This window comes from Leifsonia sp. AK011, from assembly GCF_013410945.1.
Taxonomy (GTDB): domain Bacteria; phylum Actinomycetota; class Actinomycetes; order Actinomycetales; family Microbacteriaceae; genus Rhodoglobus.
Genome location: NZ_JACCCH010000001.1, coordinates 904,905 through 922,976, shown reverse-complemented (window position 1 = coordinate 922,976; position 18,072 = coordinate 904,905). Strand labels below are relative to the sequence as shown.

Here is an 18,072-nt window from a genome sequence, read left to right as displayed (position 1 = left end):
CAAGTGCCCACTGGCCCGCGACACGACGGATGCCGCGGCGTAGCCTCGCCGCATGCGCGAATCCCACGGTGAACAGTTCGAGGGCGCCCCGCTCTTCCTCAACTCGGCGACGTACGGGCTGCCCTCCCGGCGCACCTCTGAGGCACTCCGGCAGTCACTCCGCGCGTGGGAGCTCGGCGAGCTCGCACCCATGGACTTCGACGAGTCTGTGGCGCTCGCCCGTGCGGCCTTCGCGCGGATGGCGGGGTTCTCCGAGGGCGATGTGGCGATGGGCGGGAGCGTGTCGGCGTTGCTGGGGCTCGTGGCATCCGCGCTGCCCGACGGCACCAGCGTTGCCACCTTCACCCACGAGTTCACGAGCGTGACCGCACCGTTCGACGCGCAGGGCAGGGGCATCAGCGTCACGGCGCTCGAGCCGGGCGAGCTGGAGCGTCGGGCCGGCGAGTTCGATGTGGTGACCGTGAGTCTGGTGCAGTCGTCCGACGGGCGGATGCTCGATGTGGCCGTGCTGCGGGAGGCCATTGCCGGAACCTCCACCCGCGTCATCCTCGACGTGACCCAGGCCATGGGATGGATGAAGTTGGATGTCGCGTGGGCCGACGCCGTGGTCGGTGGCAGCTACAAGTGGCTGCTGTCGCCGCGCGGGGCAGCGTGGATGGCGGTGCAGCCGTCGCTCGCCGAGACGCTCGTGCCGCACGCGGCCAACTGGTACTCCTCCGAGACACCGTGGTCGAACACGTACGCGCTGCCCTCACTGCAGGCCCAGGACGCCCGCCGCTTCGACGCCTCCCCCGCGTGGTTCACCCTGCTGGGTGCTGGCATCGCGATGCCGTGGCTCGCCTCGCTGGATGCCACGGCAGTACACGCCCATTGTGTGGGCCTCGCGAACACTGTGCGCTCCTCACTCGGCCTCCCTCTGGCGGACTCCGCGATCCTCGCGCTGGACGTGCCCGACGCCGCCGCGCGGCTCGAGTCCGCGGGCATCCGTGCGGCGGTGCGCGCTGGCCGCGCGCGGGTGAGCTTCCACCTGTACAACGACGTGAGCGACGTGGAGGCGCTGCTGGGAGCTTTGCGGTAGGGCTGGGTGCCGCCCTGGCGCCGAGTGTTCCGATATGGCTCTCATTTGCGCAGTTTTAGCAGCCATATCGGAACACTCGGCGGTCACGCCTGCGCGGCCAGCACTCGCGCGCCACCGCGGCGCGCGGCACACCACCCCGACACTCGCAGGTCGTGCCACCCGAAGGCACCCGCCTCGGGTAGCGCCTCACGAATGTTCTCCTCGCTGAACGGATGCTTCGGCCGCACCTCGAGCGGCGGCTCCGGCACCCACGGCAGCGCCTCGTTCACACCCTCGTCGAGCATCCGCGCCTGGGCTTTTGCCACGAGCGGCACCTTCATCGTCCACTCGGTGACCTGGGCGAGCAGCTTGATCGCCCACACCGGCAGGGGCACGAACAGGGGCCGCTTTCCCGCGACCTTCGCCACCCGGCGCACGGCGTCGCTGAGGCTCAGTTCCTCCGCGCCCATCACGGCAACCGTCGGCTCGGCGATGCGCCCCTCGACAGCGGCCAGCACCACGTCAACGAAGTCCGCGATGGGCACTGGCCGTACCATCCGCTGCCCGAAGCCGACCGTGCCGAACACGGGCCACGACCGCACCGCGCGCGTGACGTGGTCGACCATGTGGTCGCCGGGGCCATAGATCATCGAGGCCTTGAGGATGGTGTGCGGGATGCCCGACCCACGGATCAGCTCCTCCGCTGCCCACTTCGTCTCGTGGTAGCCCGAGCCGCAGTCCGGGCGCGCGCGCAGGAAGCTCACCATGACGATGCGCTTCACCCCAGCTCTCTGAGCCGCTTCCACGACGGCGCGCGTGCCCTCGACGTGGACCCGCTGGAAGGTCTGGGTGCCGATCTCGCGGTTGATGCCGGCTGCGTGGATGACGGCGTCGCATCCCTCAAAGGCGGCGGCGAGCGCGTCCACGTCGTCGACGTCGATGCCCGTGCGGCGCGAGATGATCACGGGGCTGTCGAGGCGAGCGGCCACGTTCCTTCCGACGAAACCTGTTCCTCCGGTGATCGCGATGCGCATGATCGGCGTCCTTGTCTATTTCGCTAAATTGCTACCTAGCGACACTGTATATAGCAATGGTGCTAAAGTGCAAACATGACAGATACCGCGAGCGACGTCTTCTCAGCCCTCGCGCATCCCACCCGCCGACAGATCCTCCAGGACCTCAAGGGCGGGGAGATGGCGGCCGGCGAGATCGCGGCCCGCTTCAACACCTCGGGCCCGACCATCTCGCGACACCTCGCCGTGCTCCGCCAGGCCGGCCTCGTCACCGAGCGTCGCGATGCCAACCGCATCCTCTACTCGCTCGTCGGCGATCGCCTCGCGCTCTCCGTGGGCGACTTCCTGTCGACCGTGTGCCCGGAGCAGATCGTGCTCCGCGAGGTGCGCAAGCGCGGCAGTGCGGCGAAGTCTGAGCCCGCGACCGCGTAACTCACTCACCTCGAGCCGCGCGCATCACCACAACAAGCAAGTGGGCGGCTACATTGACCGGGTGGAGTCCGCCAAGCCCGGGTCGTATGACCGTGCAGATTGGTTTGGCGCAGTTGGGGTTCTTTTCGGCACGCTTGCTGCGTTGATCTCCCTGGTACCGGTCGTCGGAATTCAGATGTTCTGGGTGCCCGCATCCGCTGCCATCGCGCTCGGCTCGGTAGGACTCTGGCGCAGCAGAGATGGCCGCGGGGTAAGAAACCTCTCACCGTGGGCGCTCGGCCTAGGCGTGAGCGGCTTTGTGGTTTCGGCTGGATACCTTCTCGCATGGTTGGCGATCAGGACACTCGCCGACCAGTGCCTGGCCCCCTGCTAGGCACTGAGTACGACCAGCCAGTGCACCGTCACCCACTCAAACCCTCCCGTTGCGGCGGAATGGGACTCGGCGGCGAGTTGTCGTAGACCACTCCGTTCTCGTCACCAACGGTCAGGATCGTGTGAGCATCGAGGTTGAGAGTGTCCCCGACGAACAGCATCATTGCGCCGTGGCGTCGCACGCCGTTGATGTTGTTCAGGTAGCCGAGGTTCACGCAGAAGCGCTCCGAGACGACATGCGCAACGTCTCCTTCCGCCACGATGTAGGCAACGGGCACTCCCCCTTGGTCGAGGATCGGCTCACCCATCGCGAATTCGCGGGCACCACCATCAACCGCGATCTGCTGCTTCCAACCAGACACTGCCTCCGGGTCGTCGGGCGCCGCAAACTCCCACGGGTGACAGTCCTCGGGCGAGGTGATGACGCACTCGCTCCAGTCAGGGCCATCGCACTTGCCGTTATCAATGGAATTGCCCCGCATTGGGGAGGTCGGGGACGGAGTGGGGGTGGTTGTGGGCGTGAACTCCGCTGAACTCGTTGAGTCAACGATGGGGGTGCCGGTGCACGCCGTGAGCCCCGCCAGAATCAACGCGATCGCCAGAGCGTTTAGTGCTCGTCCCACACGCACTCCCCTCCTGCGACTTTTCCTCAAGTATTGTCGGCGCGGAACGGGCGGTCAATCTCATGCCACGAGCGCAGGCGGCACGATACTGAAAGCTGGCACCCAAAGGAGAACACCATGGACGATCTCACCGGCACCGCAGACGAGCGGATGCAGCAGCTACTCTCCCGCGAAGCATCCGGGCCCCTCACCGCCGAGTGGCTGCGCCGCCAGCTCGACCTCGCGCTCGAGGCCTGGGCCGACGAGGAGACCGAGCTCGACATCGAGCGGGAGTCGCACACCGACTTCTGACGCGAGTGTTCCGATTTGGCTGCTAAACCCCGCCAAATAACAGCCATATCGGAACAGTCAGCGAAAGCACCCCGCGCAGGCAGCACCAACGCCTCGCGCAACCAGCACCATCGCGCTGCGGGAGAATGAGTCACCATGAGTGCGCTCACCGACGCCGCGAAGGCGTTCTTCGCCAAGAAGGCGACCATCATCGTGCAGTTGAACGCGCGACTTCAGCCCATCCACCGCGGGGACCTCGAGGACGCCATCGTCGAGAAGCTGGGCGCGAGCATCCCGAGCTTGACGGTCGTCGGCGGCGGCTCGGCTGTGGACAAAGACGGACGCATCACCAGCTGCGGCATCGAGTTGATGCTGCTCAAGTCCTCACTCGAGCTGGCGCTCACCGAACTGGCATCCGCACTGGTCGAGTTCGGCGTGCCACGCGGCTCGATCCTCGTCACTCCGCCGAAGCGCACCATCAAGGTCGGGCAGTCCGAGGGCCTCGCCGTCACCTTCCCGCGCATCAGCAGGGTGGACTTCGAGGATGCCCGTGCCCTCCAGCACAACGAGGAACTCGACCGCGCCATGGAGCTACTGAAGCCCGCCCTCCGCGCACACGGGAGGGTCTGGTCGTGGCAGATCCTGCGCGACGAAGCGGACCTCGTGATCTACGGCGACGACTCGGAGGCACTGCGCGACATCATCCGTGACACGCTCCCGCGCGAGGGCGCGTTCGCGGGCTACAGGATCACGGCCATCACCTAGCGCGAGTGTTCCGATATGGCTGCTAAAACGCGCAGAATGACAGCCATATCGGAACACTCGGCGCCATGGGGGCGCAACTAGCACCAGCGCGCAACTAGGGGCCGCTACCCCAAGGTCGCGCCGAAGGCGATGCCCAGCAGGTACGTGGCGGCGGCGGCGCCGAAGCCGATCGCGAGTTGGCGCAGCGCGCGCTTGAGGGGGGATGCCCCGCTCAGCAGTCCCACGACGGTTCCCGTGAGCAGCAGCGCGAGGCCGACCAGCACGGACGCCACCACGACGGCGGTCAGCCCCGTCGCGCCGAAGATGTACGGAAGCACCGGGATGAGCGCGCCGGAGGCGAAGAAGCAGAAGCTGGAGATCGCCGCACCCCACGCGGTCCCGATGGTGTCGACATCCTGATCCGTGTCGACGGCGACGGGGTCAGCCTCGAGGTGGAGTGTGTCGAGCACTTCCGCGGCGTGCGCCGCAGCATCCGACTCCGACATTCCGCGGGCGCGATAGACGAGGGCGAGCTCGTTGGCGTCGACGTCGAGGTCCGGCAGCACCGCACGCGCCGACGGGTCGGGGCGCGCGGCGTCGATCAGTTCGATCTGCGAGCGCACCGACACGTACTCGCCTGCTCCCATCGAGAGCGCGCCAGCCAGCAAGCCCGCGATTCCCGTGAAGAGGATCGTTGCTGGCGGCACACCCGTCGCACCGATGCCCAGCACGAGCGCGAGGTTGGAGACGAGACCGTCGTTCGCGCCGAACACGGCGGCCCGGAAGGTGCCGGAGATGCGCAACCGCCCACGAATCGCAAGCCCACGAACGACCTCCCCGTGAATGCGCTCGTCGGCGGCCATGGCCTCCGTCGCGTCCACATCGGTCTCGTAGGGCGAGCGGGCCTCGGCGCGCTGGGCGAGCGCCAAGACGAACACGGAGCCGAAGCTCCTGGCGAGCCATCCGAGCGCCCGCGTGCGCAGGTCGGGCCGCAGCGGCGTGCCGACGTCAGCTCCGAGCAGGTCGACCCAGTGCTGCTCGTGGCGACCCTCCGCCTCGGCGAGCGCGAGCAGGATCTCGCGCTCCTGGCCCTCGCGACGCGACGCCAGGTCGCGGTAGACGGATGCCTCGGCCCGCTCTGCCGCAAGGTAACGGCGCCACCGCCGGATGTCGGCTTTGGTGCGAGCGCGCTCGGGAAGGGGTGTGGTCATGGGGATCTCCATCTCAGGGATCCGGCACGAAGATCGGGGGTCGACGACTTCGGCCAGACAGTCTTCTGGCCGAAGGTCTCGTTCGCCGGCTGTGCCGGTGGAGCACCGGGCAGGTCCACGTGACCCGCCAGTATGTCGATGGCTCCTCCGCCCGAGTCACCTCGCGCGGGAACTACTCCCCTTCGATCTAGCTAGAGTACTGGACTCCCCAGCCCGCGGTCCACGTCTCGCCCGGCTCGATCCAGCGGAGGCCGAGGCCGGAGTTGAACGCGTTCGGCGGCGCTGTCATCGGCTCGATGGCGACCGCGAGACGGAAGTCCTTGTTCTCGGGCGGCCCGTCGGGCGAGGGGAACTCGCGCGTCGTGAAGACCTGAACGTAGCCATGGTTCTCGTCCTGCAGCACGCGCAGCTCGCGGCCGTCGGGGGCGCGGAGCACGGCCACGGCGCCGTCCACCGTGGTGACACCACCGAAGGCTGTGTCCAGGTGGAGCTCGCCCACGAGGCGGCCGGAGCGCAAATCGAAGTCGCCGTCGACGGGCACCTCCGCGAGCGGGTTGAGGCGAGCATCCACGTCGAAGCGGGTGGAGGCGTGCAGGGTGAGTTCGAGCTCCTCCGTGGGCACGCCGCCGATGCAGAAGAACGGGTGCGTTCCGAGAGCGAAGGGGGCTGCGGCATCCGCGTGGTTGGTGGCCGTGTGCGTGACACTCAGCCCGTCGTCGCCGAGCGCGTACGTGACCGTCGTCTCGACCGTGAAGCGGTACCCGTGCTGCGGGAAGATCGTGGCGGCCAGCGTGACGGATGACGCGTCCCGCTCCACGAGACGGTACGGCGAGTACCGCAGCAGGCCGTGGATCGCGTTGTTGCGCGCAACCTCGGTGATGTCGAGCTGCTGCGTCACACCGTCGTGGGTCCACACGCCGTCCTCGACGCGGTTCGGCCAGGGCGCGAGCACGATCCCGGCGCCCCAGGGCGGGGTCGCCTCCGCGGGGTAGCCGGGCGTGAGCGCGGTGCCCTCGAAGGAGAGCTCGCGGAGGGCAGCAGCCACCTGCGTGATGACGGCGCGGAAGCCACCGTGAGTGAGTTCGTACTGGTCGCCGGTCGGCAGGATGCGGGGAGAGTTCTCGGTCACGCGGCAAGCCTAACGTCGAGCGGGAGGGCGTCGATCACGGCCGTGTCGGCCTCGCCCGCGGTCACGAGGGTGTCGAAGTCGGCGACGGGCGCGATCACGGCAAGGTCGGTGCGGCCGAGCTTGGTGGCATCCGCGAGCAGCACGTTCCGGCGGGAGACGCCCATCACGAGGCGCTTGATCTCGGCGTCGGGGAGGTTGAGGTTGGTCACGCCATCGGTCGGGTGGATGCCGTTGCATCCGATGAACGCGGTGTCGAGCCGCAGCGACCCGATCATCGGGGCCGCGAAGGGGTTCACGAGGGAGTGCTGGAGCGGCCGGAGTGTGCCGCCCGTGACGATCACGGTGAACCGCGGCAGCGCCTGCTCCAGCGCGAGCGCGATCGTGAGTCCGCTCGTGACGACCACGAGGTCGCTGAGGTCGCGGCGCTCCACGAGAGCCTCGGCGAGCGCCATGCACGTGCTGCCGGCGTCGACGAAGAGACTCTCGCCACTGCTGACCATGGCCGCGGCATCCCGCCCGATTGCACGCTTGGCTGCCGCATCGCGGTCGAGGGATGCCTCGAGGCTCGACTCCCGGATGGCCGTGCTCGGCATCGCCCCACCGTGAACCCGCACGATGCCCCCGCGCTTCTCGAGTGCGCTCAGGTCGCCGCGGACGGTGACCTCGCTCACTCCGAGCTCGTCCGCCGCGTCCGTCACCCGCACAAACCCCCGGGATGCGACGAGCTGCGACAGCTGCCTGCGTCGTGCCTCGCTCATGCTCGCCCTTTCGAAACTCTCCGCATTCGTAAGTTGTTCTTTCGATATCGTAATGGGATGCTCACGGGCGGAATCACCAAGACCCACACCCTCCTCGCCGACGGTCGCGAACTCATCTACTACGACGACCCGGGCAGCACCCTGCCGGCGGAGCGGACCGTGGATGCCCGCACCCTCGATCCACGGCCTGCGACCGCCACGATGCGCCAGGACCCGCTGACGGGTGACTGGATCTCCATCGCTGCCGCGCGGCAGAACCGCGTCTTCCTGCCCCCGGCAGACCTCGACCCCCTCGCGCCGCAGACCCCGACCAACCCCTCTGAGGTGCCGAGCACCTACGACGTCGCGGTGTTCGAGAACCGCTCCCCCTCCTTCGGCCCAGAACTCGGCCCCCTCGATCTCGAAGGGCTGGGCCTGGGCCGCACCGCGCCCTCCCACGGACGCTGCGAGGTCGTGTGCTTCAGCCCCGAGCGTGAGGGTTCGTTCGGCTCGCTGAGCGAGGTGCGTGCGCGCACGGTCATCGAGGCGTGGGCCGACCGCACCGAGTTCCTGAGCGCGCTGCCCGGCGTCGAGCAGGTCTTCCCGTTTGAGAACCGCGGCGAGGCCATCGGCGTCACGCTCCACCACCCGCACGGCCAGATCTACTCCTACCCCTACGTCACGCCGCGCACCCAACGCCTCGTGCAGTCCATCGCCGACTTCGGGCCGAACCTCTTCGAGAGCATCCTCGACTTCGAGCGGAACTCCGAGCGCGTCGTGCTGCACGGCGAGCACTGGACGGCGTTCGTGCCGTTCGCGGCCCGCTGGCCCCTCGAGGTGCACATGTTGCCCCACCGCCACGTCCCCGACTTCGCGGCCACGTCCGTCGCCGAGCGCGACGAGCTCGCACCGCTCTACCTGCGCCTGCTGCGTGGTCTTGACGCCCTGTACGACACCCCCACCCCGTACATCGCGGCGTGGCACCAGGCGCCCGTGCGAGTGGCGAGGGGTGACATCCGTCTTATGCTGCAGGTGACGAGCCCGCGTCGCGCCGCCGACCGGCTCAAGTACCTCGCAGGCTCCGAGGCCGCGATGGGTGCGTGGATCGGCGACGTTCCCCCGGAGGCGCAGGCGGCATTCATCAGGGACGGCATCGAACGAGTGAGCGGGCAGCAGGCATGAGCGACATCAGGGACGACGTGGTCGAGGGCTTCGAGGAGACCTACGGGTACTCCCCCTCCGGCATCTGGTCGGCGCCCGGGCGCGTGAACCTCATCGGCGAGCACACCGACTACAACCTCGGTTTCGTGCTGCCGTTCGCGATCAACCGGCGCACGATCGTGGCGCTCGGACTGAGGGATGACGGCATCCTCCGTGTCGCGTCCGCCTTCGCCGACGAGGTCGCCGAAGTGGAGATCGCCGACCTCTCGCCCGAGCGGCTGCAGGGCTGGCCCGCCTACCCGTTGGGTGTGGCCTGGGCCCTCGCGCAGTACGGCGCGGATCTTGCTGGCGTGCCCGGCGTGGACCTCTTCATCGAGTCGACGGTGCCCGTGGGCGCCGGCCTCTCGTCGTCGGCCGCGATCGAGAGCGCGGTCGCCGTGGCGCTCAACGACGTGTGGCAGCTCGGCTTCGACCGCGCAACACTCGCCAAGGTCGGCCAGCTCGCCGAGAACAAGGCCGTCGGCGTCCCCACGGGAATCATGGACCAGTCGGCCTCGCTGCTCGGACGCGGCGACCACGCCGTGTTCCTCGACTGCCGGTCGCTCGAGTCCTCACTCGTCCCGCTCGGGTTCGAGGAGGCCGGGTTGCAGGTGCTCATCATCGACACGGGGGTGTCGCACTCGCACGCCACCGGCGGATACGCAGCGCGCCGGGCATCCTGCGAACTGGGTGCACGGACGCTCGGTGTGCCATCCCTGCGCGACCTCACGGTCGACGACCTACCGCGGGCTCAGCAAATCCTCGACGACGAGACGTTCCGCCGCGTGCGGCACATCATCACGGAGAACCAGCGCGTGCTCGACACGGTCATCGCGCTCCGGGAGACCGGCCCGCACGCGATCGGCGACCTGCTGGATGCCTCGCACATCTCCATGCGCGATGACTTCGAGATCTCCATTCCCGAGCTCGACCTCGCCGTGGAGACCGCTCAGCTGAATGGAGCGATCGGAGCACGGATGACCGGCGGCGGCTTCGGCGGAGCTGCGATCGCCCTCGTCCCCACCGAGGGCATCTCGCGCATCCAGGTGGCCATCGACGGTGCGTTCGCCGAGCACGGCTTCGGCCAGCCCACCATGTTCACAGTCGTGCCGTCGGATGGTGCGGCCCGGGACTAGATCAGGACGCGCTGCACCGTGACGCTGTAGCTCGTCGTTCCCCCGGGGCCCTGAAACGTGAGGGTGAAGTCACGCTCGCTGTAGCGGCACTCGTACGAGATCTCGCCCCACCCCTCCGCGGACGTCGGGATCTCGGCCGTCGGCTCCAGTGAGGCATCGCTCACTCCCTCGCCGATCCAGCCCCGGTCTGCGCCGGACGTGGTCCACGAGAAGGAGAGCGGCACGGTCGCCGTGCGATCGTCCTCGCACTCGGCAACCTCGGGGGTGAGGACGAACGTCTCGACCACCGGGACAGGCGGGCGATCGGGCTCGGTCTCGGTCGTGTCGCCAGCGCCAGCGCCGTTCTCGGCATCGGTGCCGCCCTCCGTCGCGCCAGGCGTGGTCGCGGCGGGCGACGAGTTGGGGGGTGCGATCGGTCCGCCGGCGTCCGACGTGGGCTGCGGGGCGAACCACCCCAGCGTGATCGAGCTCACGACCAGGGCTGCGATGACGACCGCCGCACCGCCACCGATCAGCCAGCCGAGCATCCGCCGCTTCTTCTTGCCCTCGCGCTCGGACTTGCGCGTGGCGACGAGCTCGGATGCCTCGCGCGTGACCAGTTCGGTCGAAGGATTCTCGTCGCTTGGCGTGGTCATGGTGACTCCTGGATCTGTGGAACGGGTGGCTCGAGTGGTGCTGTGACAGAGGTGGCCGTGGGGTTCGCTGATGGTGCGAGCCCCACGGCCACCGTCTAGTCGTTCATGCTGTCGTTACGGGCAGGGAGTCAGGCTCTCCACCTCGACGGACAGCGACGGGGTGCCACCGAGGAGGGTGACGGTCGACGGCGCGAAGCCCGCGATATCGTCCAGGACGGCCTGCGGAACACAGGTGGCCGGGATGACGTAGAGCGGTGCGCCGAGGGTCGCTGCTGCCGCAGAACCCGCGAGGGCGTCGGGGAAGTTCGTGCCCGTGGACAGGAACACCCTGGTTGCCTCGTCGAACGCGTCGGCGTTGATCTTCTGCGACGTCTCGTACCGGTTGGCACCGGCGATCCGCTTGGTCGATGCAATCGCCCCGAGGTCCTCGTAGATTCCGGATGACACGGAGTCCTTCGCACCGAGCACCTTCACCGACTCGACGCCGAGGCCATCGAGGAGGGCAACGGTTCCGGCATCCAGATCGGAAGCGGTTCCGTCGACGAGAACAACGGGAGCGCCGTTCACGCCGGCCGCAGCACCCGCCGACAGCGCGTCGGGGAACTTCTGCCCGGTGGCGATGTACGCCAGCTCGGCATCCCCGAACGCTGCCTGCGCGATCTTGCGCGACGTCTCGTAGCGGTTCGCACCAGCGATGCGGTCGATGTCCTCCGTCATGTCCTCGAGCTCCTCGAAGACTGCCGAGGAGACCGACGGCGTGCCACCGACGACAACGATGCGCTCAGGCTGGAGCCGCTCGATCTCGGCTGCAACAGCAGCAGGGACCTCGGTCGGCTTCACCAGGAGCAGCGGACCACCCTCGAACGCCGCGGCAGGGCCTGCCGACAGTGCGTCGGGATAGGTCGCACCGGTTGCGATGTAGACCACGGGTGCGGTCTCCGGGAAGGCCGCCTTCGAAACCTCGACGGCCGTCGTGTAGCGGCTGTCGCCTGCAAGCCTCTCGATGTCCGGGCCGGGTGCGACAACACCCGTCGCGGCAGGAACCGAGGCCCAGTACATGGCGCGGGCGATGTCGCTGAAGGCACCGATCGGGTGGTTGCGGTAGACAACGGACGTACCGAACAGGAACGCCTTGCTGCCCGACGGACCCACTGCGGAGACCGCGGCGGGCTGACCTTCGAACGCCGTACGCGTCGCCGTCGGCCACCAGCCGGAGACGAACAGGTCCTCGGCCGGGTACGTCTGCTCGACGACCGCGTTCTCACCGAGACCCGTGTACCGCACGGCGGGCGAGACGAATGCGGTGTCCTGCGGCCATGAGCCCAGGACGCCGTCCTCGTTGGTCGTCACGTTGACGATTCCGTTCGACGATCCGGATGCCGACGACGAACCAACCGTCGTGATGCCGAAGGTGTTGACGAAGCTCGCGATCGACGATCCGCGACCCACCACGGGCTTGCCAGCGGCGATGTACTCGGTGACGGCAGCGGTACCAGCAGCCTGCTGTCCGCTGAAGCTCAACGAGGAACCGATCCACAGCAGGTTGTAGTCGGCAAGGTTCACCGCACCTGAGGTGATCGTGGTTGCGGAGACCTGCGTCGCCGTGAAGCCGAGCTTTGCGAGCATGTCGCGGTCCTCGTTGCTGCCGGTGTAGGCAACCTTCAGCGCTCCCAGAGCCTTGCTCGGGCCGTCGCGGAGCGCCTTGCCGTCGTTGGCCATGAAGTCGACGCCGAAGACGTCGGCCACTGCGGCCGCGGCAGCGTAGCTCGCCTCGTCCGGTCCCAGGAGGATCGTGCCATCGGGCAGCTGGGAGAGCGGGATGCCCTCGGCCAACAGCTCGTTGACGGCCTGCCACTCGGCGACACCACGCGGCTCGAAGGCCAGGTAGGTGCCTGCGGCGGGGAGGTCACCGATCGGGTCGAGCGACGTGACATCCTCGGACGGAATGCCGAGCGCGGGGTCCGTGGTGCTCCCGACCGAGACGACATCGGCACCCCACGTGAGCGAGAGGCTCCACGCGGAGATGTCGTACATGTCGCCGACGCGCTCACTGATGTCCGAGCCCTCGTCGAGCAGGACGTTCGCGAGACCACGCAGAGGCTGGTGCATGTCGACCAGGTAGGAACCGGCAGGGTACTCGGTGCCGCCCGCGGTGAACGGAACGGTCGCGCGGTCCACCTGGATGTCGTGCACGAGGAGCTGCTGCACGAGACGCTCAGCGTCCGTCTCCGAACGCTGGCCACCGCCGACCGGGATCACGTAGGAACGCGGGTAGTCGGCGTTGTACACGTCGGTCTCGTCCCAGATCTCGGTCCACTCGGTGGGAACGCCCTCTGGCAGGTCCTCAGCCGAGATGTCCGCGGGGATGACGACGGAGGGCTCGCCCGCCAGACCGCGGCGGAAGATCTCCATCTGGTTCGTCAGCAGTGCGTCACGGTGCTCCGTGACGTAGCCGACGATCGACTTGATCACTACATCGGCGACCTGGATGTTCACGGCCGCACGCTCCTTGTTGACCGGGTTGGTCGCAGGGTTGGCGCGTCCGAGCGGAAGCTCGACAGTGTTGGTGATTCCACCCTGGTACGCGATGTACTGCGGGGTGAAGATCGGGGGCCAGTCGTCCCAACCCTGGCGGATGTCACGGTAAGGGATCTTGATCTTGCCCGTGTTCTCCGTGGTGGTGCCACCCGTCGACGACAGGTACGTGTTGCCCGGGATGTTGGCGGCAACGACCGCCTCCTCGACCGCGAGCGCCGCGGCGTAGGCGTGGGGGAGGAACAGGTCGTACTCGTAGTTCTCACCGTGCGGCGGACCACAGGGCTCAACCTGGAGCACGTTGGTGTAGCCGTGCAGGTCGATGAAGTACGTCGGCTGGATGATGCTCGACAGGTCGCGGATGATCGCCGTCTCCGACGTGGCACCCGTGATCATGTCGCGGTTGGGGTCGTAGCCCGCTGCGACCGCGCGCTGACCGAGGGCGCGACCGTCGGGGTTGTTGACCACCGTGAAGTAGAGGCGCGACGATTCGACGAGCTCCTCGACCTCTGGCGCGGTGCTCGTGGCGAGCTCACGGATGTAGTTGAGCGTGGCGTCGGTGCCCTCCCACTCGTTTCCGTGGATGTTGCCGTTGAACCAGATCGGGACCTTGTAGCCCGCCTGCAGCTCGGCGTCTGCCGCAGCCGCGGTCGGGTCGTACTTGACCTTGTCGCGCCAGACGAGCTGCTGTGCGGTCTCCTCGGGCGTCTCGCGACCGGTCACGGTCACGAGGTAGATGTCACGACCGAGTCCGGACTTGCCCACGACCTGCGCGGAGACCCGGTTGCTGAAGTCCATGAGGTTGTTGATGAACGGCGCAATCTCGTCATAGGGAATGACGCCGCGGTTGATGGACGCGTCGGTGGGGTCATCGGGGAACAGCGGAAGCGGCTGCTGGACCGGGTAGGACGTCGGCATGTCGATCAGCTCGGACGTCGGACGAACAATCGGGAGCGCTGGCGGCTCGATGGCCGCCGTGGCGGGTAGGGCTGGGACCAGGAGGGAAGCGACGAGGACGGCGCCTCCTACCCCGGCGAGAACGCGACTGTGCACGTGCTTCTCCGTTTCTAGTGCGGGTGGAGCAGGTGGAAATGTGAGTTTCGTAAGGGCGGCGACATCCGGCGGAGCTGGATCGCAGCCCGGGACCTGTGCCTGTGAATTCGATCAGAATGCACGATTCATCCATTCTGCAAGTGTTTTCGAGCAGATATGGGGCTTGGCACGCAATATTCGTGCAAGTTTGGTCACAGATACGCAACATTATTGCGAAGAGAATTTTGTCTGGACACGACAGAGAGCGCCTTGTCGCCAGGCGCTTCGTTCCAAGGCCTTTCACGTTACGGAACCCGTGTTACGGGCATGTGACGACACTGTCAAAGGGTTATGTCGTTATCAAGCACAAAGCATCGGCTGAATGGACGTCAGGTCTAGCATCGGATCACGGCACGCTGACGTACCCGAGGAGCCACCGATGCTGAGCGAGTTCGTGCACCAGATAGGAAAACTCTCCTATCCGCTCTTCGAGCGCTTCTCCGCCTCGGCATGGGACAACGCGCCGCGGCCGGCACCCCGGGCGGTCTCCCGCGGCGCGGGGCACGACCCGGACCGCGTCCTGCTCACGGGGGGCTCGAGCGCGGTGGGGTGGGGTGTGATCAGTCACGACCTCGGTCTTGCGGGTCACCTCGCGCGCGCGACATCCGCCATCACAGGACGAGGAACGGATGTCGAGGTCCACGCCTATCCGCGCTTGGACATCCCCGCACTGCAGGAGAGCCTCACCCAGACCGTCATCTCGCGGTGCGACGCGATCGTGCTCACCCTCGGCGGACGCGAATCGTTTGAACTCATGCCCGTCCGACGATGGCGCGAGCAGATCACATCGCTGCTCGATCACATCACGGCGGGCAGGGAGGCTGGACCCGGCGTGCTCGTTGTGGGGGCGGAGGAGATCTCGCCCGTTCCCCTCGGCCGGATCGTGACCTCGATCGCTATGCGGCGTGCCCGCGCGTTCAATGCCGCCACCCGCGAGATCATCGCGACCAGGCCGAGAGTGGGATACCTACTCTCGCGGTTCGTGCCGCCCGCCGGTGCCGGGCGCCGTGGTGTGCTCGACTCGGACCTCACGATGGTTTACGACACCGCGGCGAGGGCGATAGCTCCCACCCTCGCCGGAATGCTCGATGCCGCGCCGGATCGAGTGCGTCGGCACGTCGACGACGACGCTCGGCATGATGCGATCGTTCAGATCCGCGCCCACGTCAACGCCGACGATCCGCGGGTGATGGCGCTCCTCTCGGCGCTGCGCGAGGTGCTGGGGGTCTACGGCACTGCCGTGTACCTCGTAGACCGCGAGGTGGTTTACCGGCTCGCCTCCACGCTGGCGAGTGTGCCGGAGTTCGACCGCGACCACTCCATCAGTGGGGAGGCAATACGACACCCGGCTGGCTTCGTCGTCCGCGATCTCCGGGAGGAGCCGCGCTTCGCCGATCGTCTCGAGGTGGTGCGCCCTCCGCACCTGCGTTTCTACGCGGGACATCCGGTCGAGTCGCCGGACGGGCATCCCGTCGCGGTGCTCGCGGTCGTCGATCCCGAGCCTCGCGACATCACACCCACCGAGCTGGCGATCGTGCGCACCTACGCGCATCGGGTGGGCGAGGTGCTGTTCAGCGGTTCCTAGCCGGTTACCCAGACGCCGAGGTACTGCAGCGCGAAACCGACGGCCAGTGCCACGGCGAGCACCGTCGCGAGGCTCAACCAGACCCGTCCCCAGGGAATTCTCACGAGCCAATCCTCTCCGCAGCGTCAACAACGTTCTTCAGCAGCATCGCACGCGTCATGGGGCCAACGCCACCCGGCACGGGCGACAGGTAGCCAGCGACCTCGCCGACGGCAGGGCTCACGTCACCGACGAGCCGCGCCTTGCCGGTCTGCTCGTCGACGACTCGCGTGATCCCGACGTCGAGCACCGCGGCACCCGGCTTGACCCACTCCGGCTGGATGAGACCCGCCACGCCGACAGCCGCCACGAGGATGTCAGCCCGGCGCACGTAGGACTCGAGCTCAGCGGTGCGCGAGTGCGTGAGGGTGACCGTAGCATCCAGGCCCTTGCGGGTGAGCAGCAGCCCGAGGGGGCGACCGACCGTGAGACCGCGACCGACCACGACAACGTGGCGCCCCGAGATAGGAACCTCGTAGCGCTGCAGCATCTCGACGATGCCGGCAGGCGTGCACGGCAGGGGAAAAGAATCCCCGGTCCCTGAGGCTCTCGAAGGGCCACCGACGCCCAGCACGAGGCGACCGAGGTTCGTCGGGTGGAGGCCGTCGGCATCCTTGTCCGGATCCATGAGCTCGAGCATCGCGTTCTCGTCGATGCCCTTCGGGAGCGGGAGCTGGATGATGTAGCCCGTGACATCCGGGTTCTCGTTGAGGCTCGCGATGGCGGCCTCGATCTCGAGTGGGGATGCCGTGGCCGGCAGGTCGAGACGGATCGACTCGATGCCCACCTCGGCGCAGTCGCGATGCTTGCCTGCAACGTACGAGAGGGACCCAGGGTCCTCCCCCACCAGCAGAGTGCCGAGTCCGGGGCGGATGCCACGAGCCTTCAGTGCAGCGATGCGCTCGCGCAGCTCCTCCTTGACGGCGGCCGCGGTGGCGACCCCGTCGAGCGTGACGGCCGTCACGCCCAGGAACCCGGGGACGTGAGGCCCTCGTAGAGCGGGAACGAGTCGGCGAGCGTCGAGACGCGCGCACGGAGAGCCGCGACATCCGGAGTCGGCTTGAGGGCCGTCGCGATGATGTCGGCGACCTCGGCGAACTCGGCATCGCCGAATCCACGCGTCGCGAGCGCCGGCGTCCCGATGCGCACACCCGACGGCGTCATGGGCGGCCGCGGGTCGTTCGGCACCGCGTTGCGGTTCACGGTGATGCCGACGGAGTGCAGGATGTCCTCGGCATCCTGGCCGTGGATGGCCGCGTTGCGGAGGTCGACGAGCACCAGGTGAACGTCGGTGCCGCCGGTGAGCACGTCGATGCCAGCCTCCTTCACGTCAGCGGAGGTGAGACGGTCCGCGAGGATCTGCGCTCCACGGACGGTGCGCTCCTGGCGCTCCTTGAACTCGGGCTCTGCGGCAAGCTTGAACGCCGTCGCCTTCGCCGCGATCACGTGCATGAGCGGTCCGCCCTGTTGGCCGGGGAACACGTTCGAGTTGAGCTTCTTCTGCGTCTCGAGGTCGTTCGTGAGGATGAAGCCCGAGCGCGGGCCGCCGATCGTCTTGTGAACGGTGGAGCTCGTGACATCCGCGAACGGGACAGGCGACGGATGCAACCCTGCCGCCACGAGCCCGGCGAAGTGCGCCATGTCCACCCAGAGCTTCGCGCCGACCTCGTCCGCGATGGCACGGAACGCCGCGAAGTCGAGCTGGCGCGGGTAGGCGGACCAGCCCGCGATGAGAACGTGCGGCTTCACCTCGAGCGCTGCCTGGCGCACTGCATCCATGTCGATGAGGTGCGTGGTGGGGTCGACGCCGTAGGCGTGGGCCTCGTAGAGCTTGCCGGAGAAGTTGAGCTTCATGCCGTGGGTGAGGTGGCCACCCTGGTCGAGCGCAAGTCCGAGGATGCGGTCACCCGGCGTGGCGATCGCGGAGAGCACTGCCGCGTTGGCGGAGGCGCCGGAGTGCGGCTGGACATTCGCGTAGGCGGCGCCGAACAGGCTCTTCGCGCGCGAGATCGCGAGCGACTCCGCGACGTCGACGAACTCGCAGCCACCGTAGTAGCGGCGGCCCGGGTAGCCCTCGGCGTACTTGTTGGTGAGAACCGAACCCTGGGCCTCGAGCACGGCGCGCGGCACGAAGTTCTCGGACGCGATCATCTCGAGAGTCGACCGCTGGCGTCCGAGCTCCTGCTCGAGGACGGCGGCGATCTCGGGATCGACTTCTGACAGGGGAGAGTTAAACGACATTGGGGGCTCCAGACGCGATCG

The 18,072-nt window shown here is 67.8% G+C and carries 16 protein-coding genes; 7 read left to right on the top strand and 9 right to left on the bottom strand.

All coding sequences use genetic code 11. The features are described 5' to 3' along the window. Positions 1–52 precede the first annotated feature (52 nt). Positions 53–1,078: an aminotransferase class V-fold PLP-dependent enzyme gene (locus HDC94_RS04575; protein WP_179495287.1), complete on the top strand. Its 1,026-nt coding sequence runs from the start codon at positions 53–55 to the stop codon at positions 1,076–1,078. Between the two features lie 83 nt (positions 1,079–1,161). Here HDC94_RS04575 and HDC94_RS04570 read toward each other — a convergent pair whose 3' ends face one another. Further along, positions 1,162–2,091: an NAD(P)H-binding protein gene (locus HDC94_RS04570; protein WP_179495285.1), complete on the bottom strand. Its 930-nt coding sequence runs from the start codon at positions 2,089–2,091 to the stop codon at positions 1,162–1,164. 75 nt (positions 2,092–2,166) lie between these two features. Between HDC94_RS04570 and HDC94_RS04565 the strand changes: the two genes are divergently transcribed. After that, positions 2,167–2,502: a metalloregulator ArsR/SmtB family transcription factor gene (locus HDC94_RS04565; protein WP_179495283.1), complete on the top strand. Its 336-nt coding sequence runs from the start codon at positions 2,167–2,169 to the stop codon at positions 2,500–2,502. 401 nt (positions 2,503–2,903) lie between these two features. On the opposite strand, the gene HDC94_RS04560 is transcribed toward HDC94_RS04565, so the two are convergent. After that, entirely contained in the window at positions 2,904–3,497 is a 594-nt protein-coding gene (locus tag HDC94_RS04560) for a hypothetical protein (RefSeq protein ID WP_179495281.1), read from the bottom strand. Positions 3,498–3,614: 117 nt separating this feature from the next. Here HDC94_RS04560 and HDC94_RS04555 point away from each other — a divergent pair, with 117 nt between their 5' ends. Then, complete coding sequence (locus HDC94_RS04555; protein WP_179495279.1) at positions 3,615–3,788, top strand: hypothetical protein; 174 nt, start codon at positions 3,615–3,617, stop codon at positions 3,786–3,788. A gap of 135 nt (positions 3,789–3,923) precedes the next feature. Next, positions 3,924–4,532, top strand: a complete 609-nt coding sequence (locus tag HDC94_RS04550; protein WP_179495277.1) for a hypothetical protein — start codon at positions 3,924–3,926, stop codon at positions 4,530–4,532. Positions 4,533–4,636: 104 nt separating this feature from the next. Here the strand turns inward: HDC94_RS04550 and HDC94_RS04545 are convergent, their stop codons facing one another. The 3 genes from HDC94_RS04545 to HDC94_RS04535 all read right to left on the bottom strand — a co-directional run bounded on the left by HDC94_RS04545 (position 4,637) and on the right by HDC94_RS04535 (position 7,609). Next, positions 4,637–5,722 (bottom strand): VIT1/CCC1 transporter family protein, encoded by a 1,086-nt coding sequence (locus tag HDC94_RS04545; protein WP_179495275.1) that lies wholly within the window; start codon positions 5,720–5,722, stop codon positions 4,637–4,639. A gap of 187 nt (positions 5,723–5,909) precedes the next feature. Then, positions 5,910–6,851 carry an aldose 1-epimerase family protein gene (locus HDC94_RS04540; protein WP_308495625.1) on the bottom strand — a complete coding sequence of 314 codons (942 nt, stop codon included), beginning with the start codon at positions 6,849–6,851 and terminating at the stop codon, positions 5,910–5,912. After that, entirely contained in the window at positions 6,848–7,609 is a 762-nt protein-coding gene (locus HDC94_RS04535) for a DeoR/GlpR family DNA-binding transcription regulator (protein WP_179495273.1), read from the bottom strand. The genes HDC94_RS04540 and HDC94_RS04535 overlap by 4 nt, the downstream gene beginning before the upstream one ends. Positions 7,610–7,666: 57 nt before the next feature. Here HDC94_RS04535 and HDC94_RS04530 point away from each other — a divergent pair, with 57 nt between their 5' ends. Beyond that, a complete protein-coding gene (locus HDC94_RS04530) occupies positions 7,667–8,770 on the top strand; it encodes a galactose-1-phosphate uridylyltransferase (protein ID WP_179495271.1) in 1,104 nt (367 codons plus the stop codon). Further along, positions 8,767–9,924: a galactokinase gene (gene galK / locus HDC94_RS04525; RefSeq protein ID WP_179495269.1), complete on the top strand. Its 1,158-nt coding sequence runs from the start codon at positions 8,767–8,769 to the stop codon at positions 9,922–9,924. Before HDC94_RS04530 ends, galK begins: the two co-directional genes overlap by 4 nt. Here galK and HDC94_RS04520 read toward each other — a convergent pair. Together HDC94_RS04520 and HDC94_RS04515 are read right to left on the bottom strand one after the other, a co-directional pair. Next, a complete protein-coding gene (locus tag HDC94_RS04520) occupies positions 9,921–10,559 on the bottom strand; it encodes a hypothetical protein (protein WP_179495267.1) in 639 nt (212 codons plus the stop codon). The two genes, galK and HDC94_RS04520, sit on opposite strands and share 4 nt — an antisense overlap. A gap of 114 nt (positions 10,560–10,673) precedes the next feature. After that, positions 10,674–14,147 carry a cell wall-binding repeat-containing protein gene (locus HDC94_RS04515; RefSeq protein ID WP_179495265.1) on the bottom strand — a complete coding sequence of 1,158 codons (3,474 nt, stop codon included), beginning with the start codon at positions 14,145–14,147 and terminating at the stop codon, positions 10,674–10,676. 418 nt (positions 14,148–14,565) lie between these two features. Here HDC94_RS04515 and HDC94_RS04510 point away from each other — a divergent pair, with 418 nt between their 5' ends. Then, complete coding sequence (locus HDC94_RS04510; protein WP_179495263.1) at positions 14,566–15,771, top strand: GAF domain-containing protein; 1,206 nt, start codon at positions 14,566–14,568, stop codon at positions 15,769–15,771. 100 nt (positions 15,772–15,871) lie between these two features. Here HDC94_RS04510 and HDC94_RS04505 read toward each other — a convergent pair whose 3' ends face one another. Together HDC94_RS04505 and glyA are read right to left on the bottom strand one after the other, a co-directional pair. Further along, positions 15,872–16,774 carry a bifunctional methylenetetrahydrofolate dehydrogenase/methenyltetrahydrofolate cyclohydrolase gene (locus HDC94_RS04505; RefSeq protein ID WP_179495254.1) on the bottom strand — a complete coding sequence of 301 codons (903 nt, stop codon included), beginning with the start codon at positions 16,772–16,774 and terminating at the stop codon, positions 15,872–15,874. Beyond that, positions 16,771–18,051: a serine hydroxymethyltransferase gene (gene glyA / locus HDC94_RS04500; protein ID WP_179495252.1), complete on the bottom strand. Its 1,281-nt coding sequence runs from the start codon at positions 18,049–18,051 to the stop codon at positions 16,771–16,773. Before glyA ends, HDC94_RS04505 begins: the two co-directional genes overlap by 4 nt. Positions 18,052–18,072 lie beyond the last annotated feature (21 nt).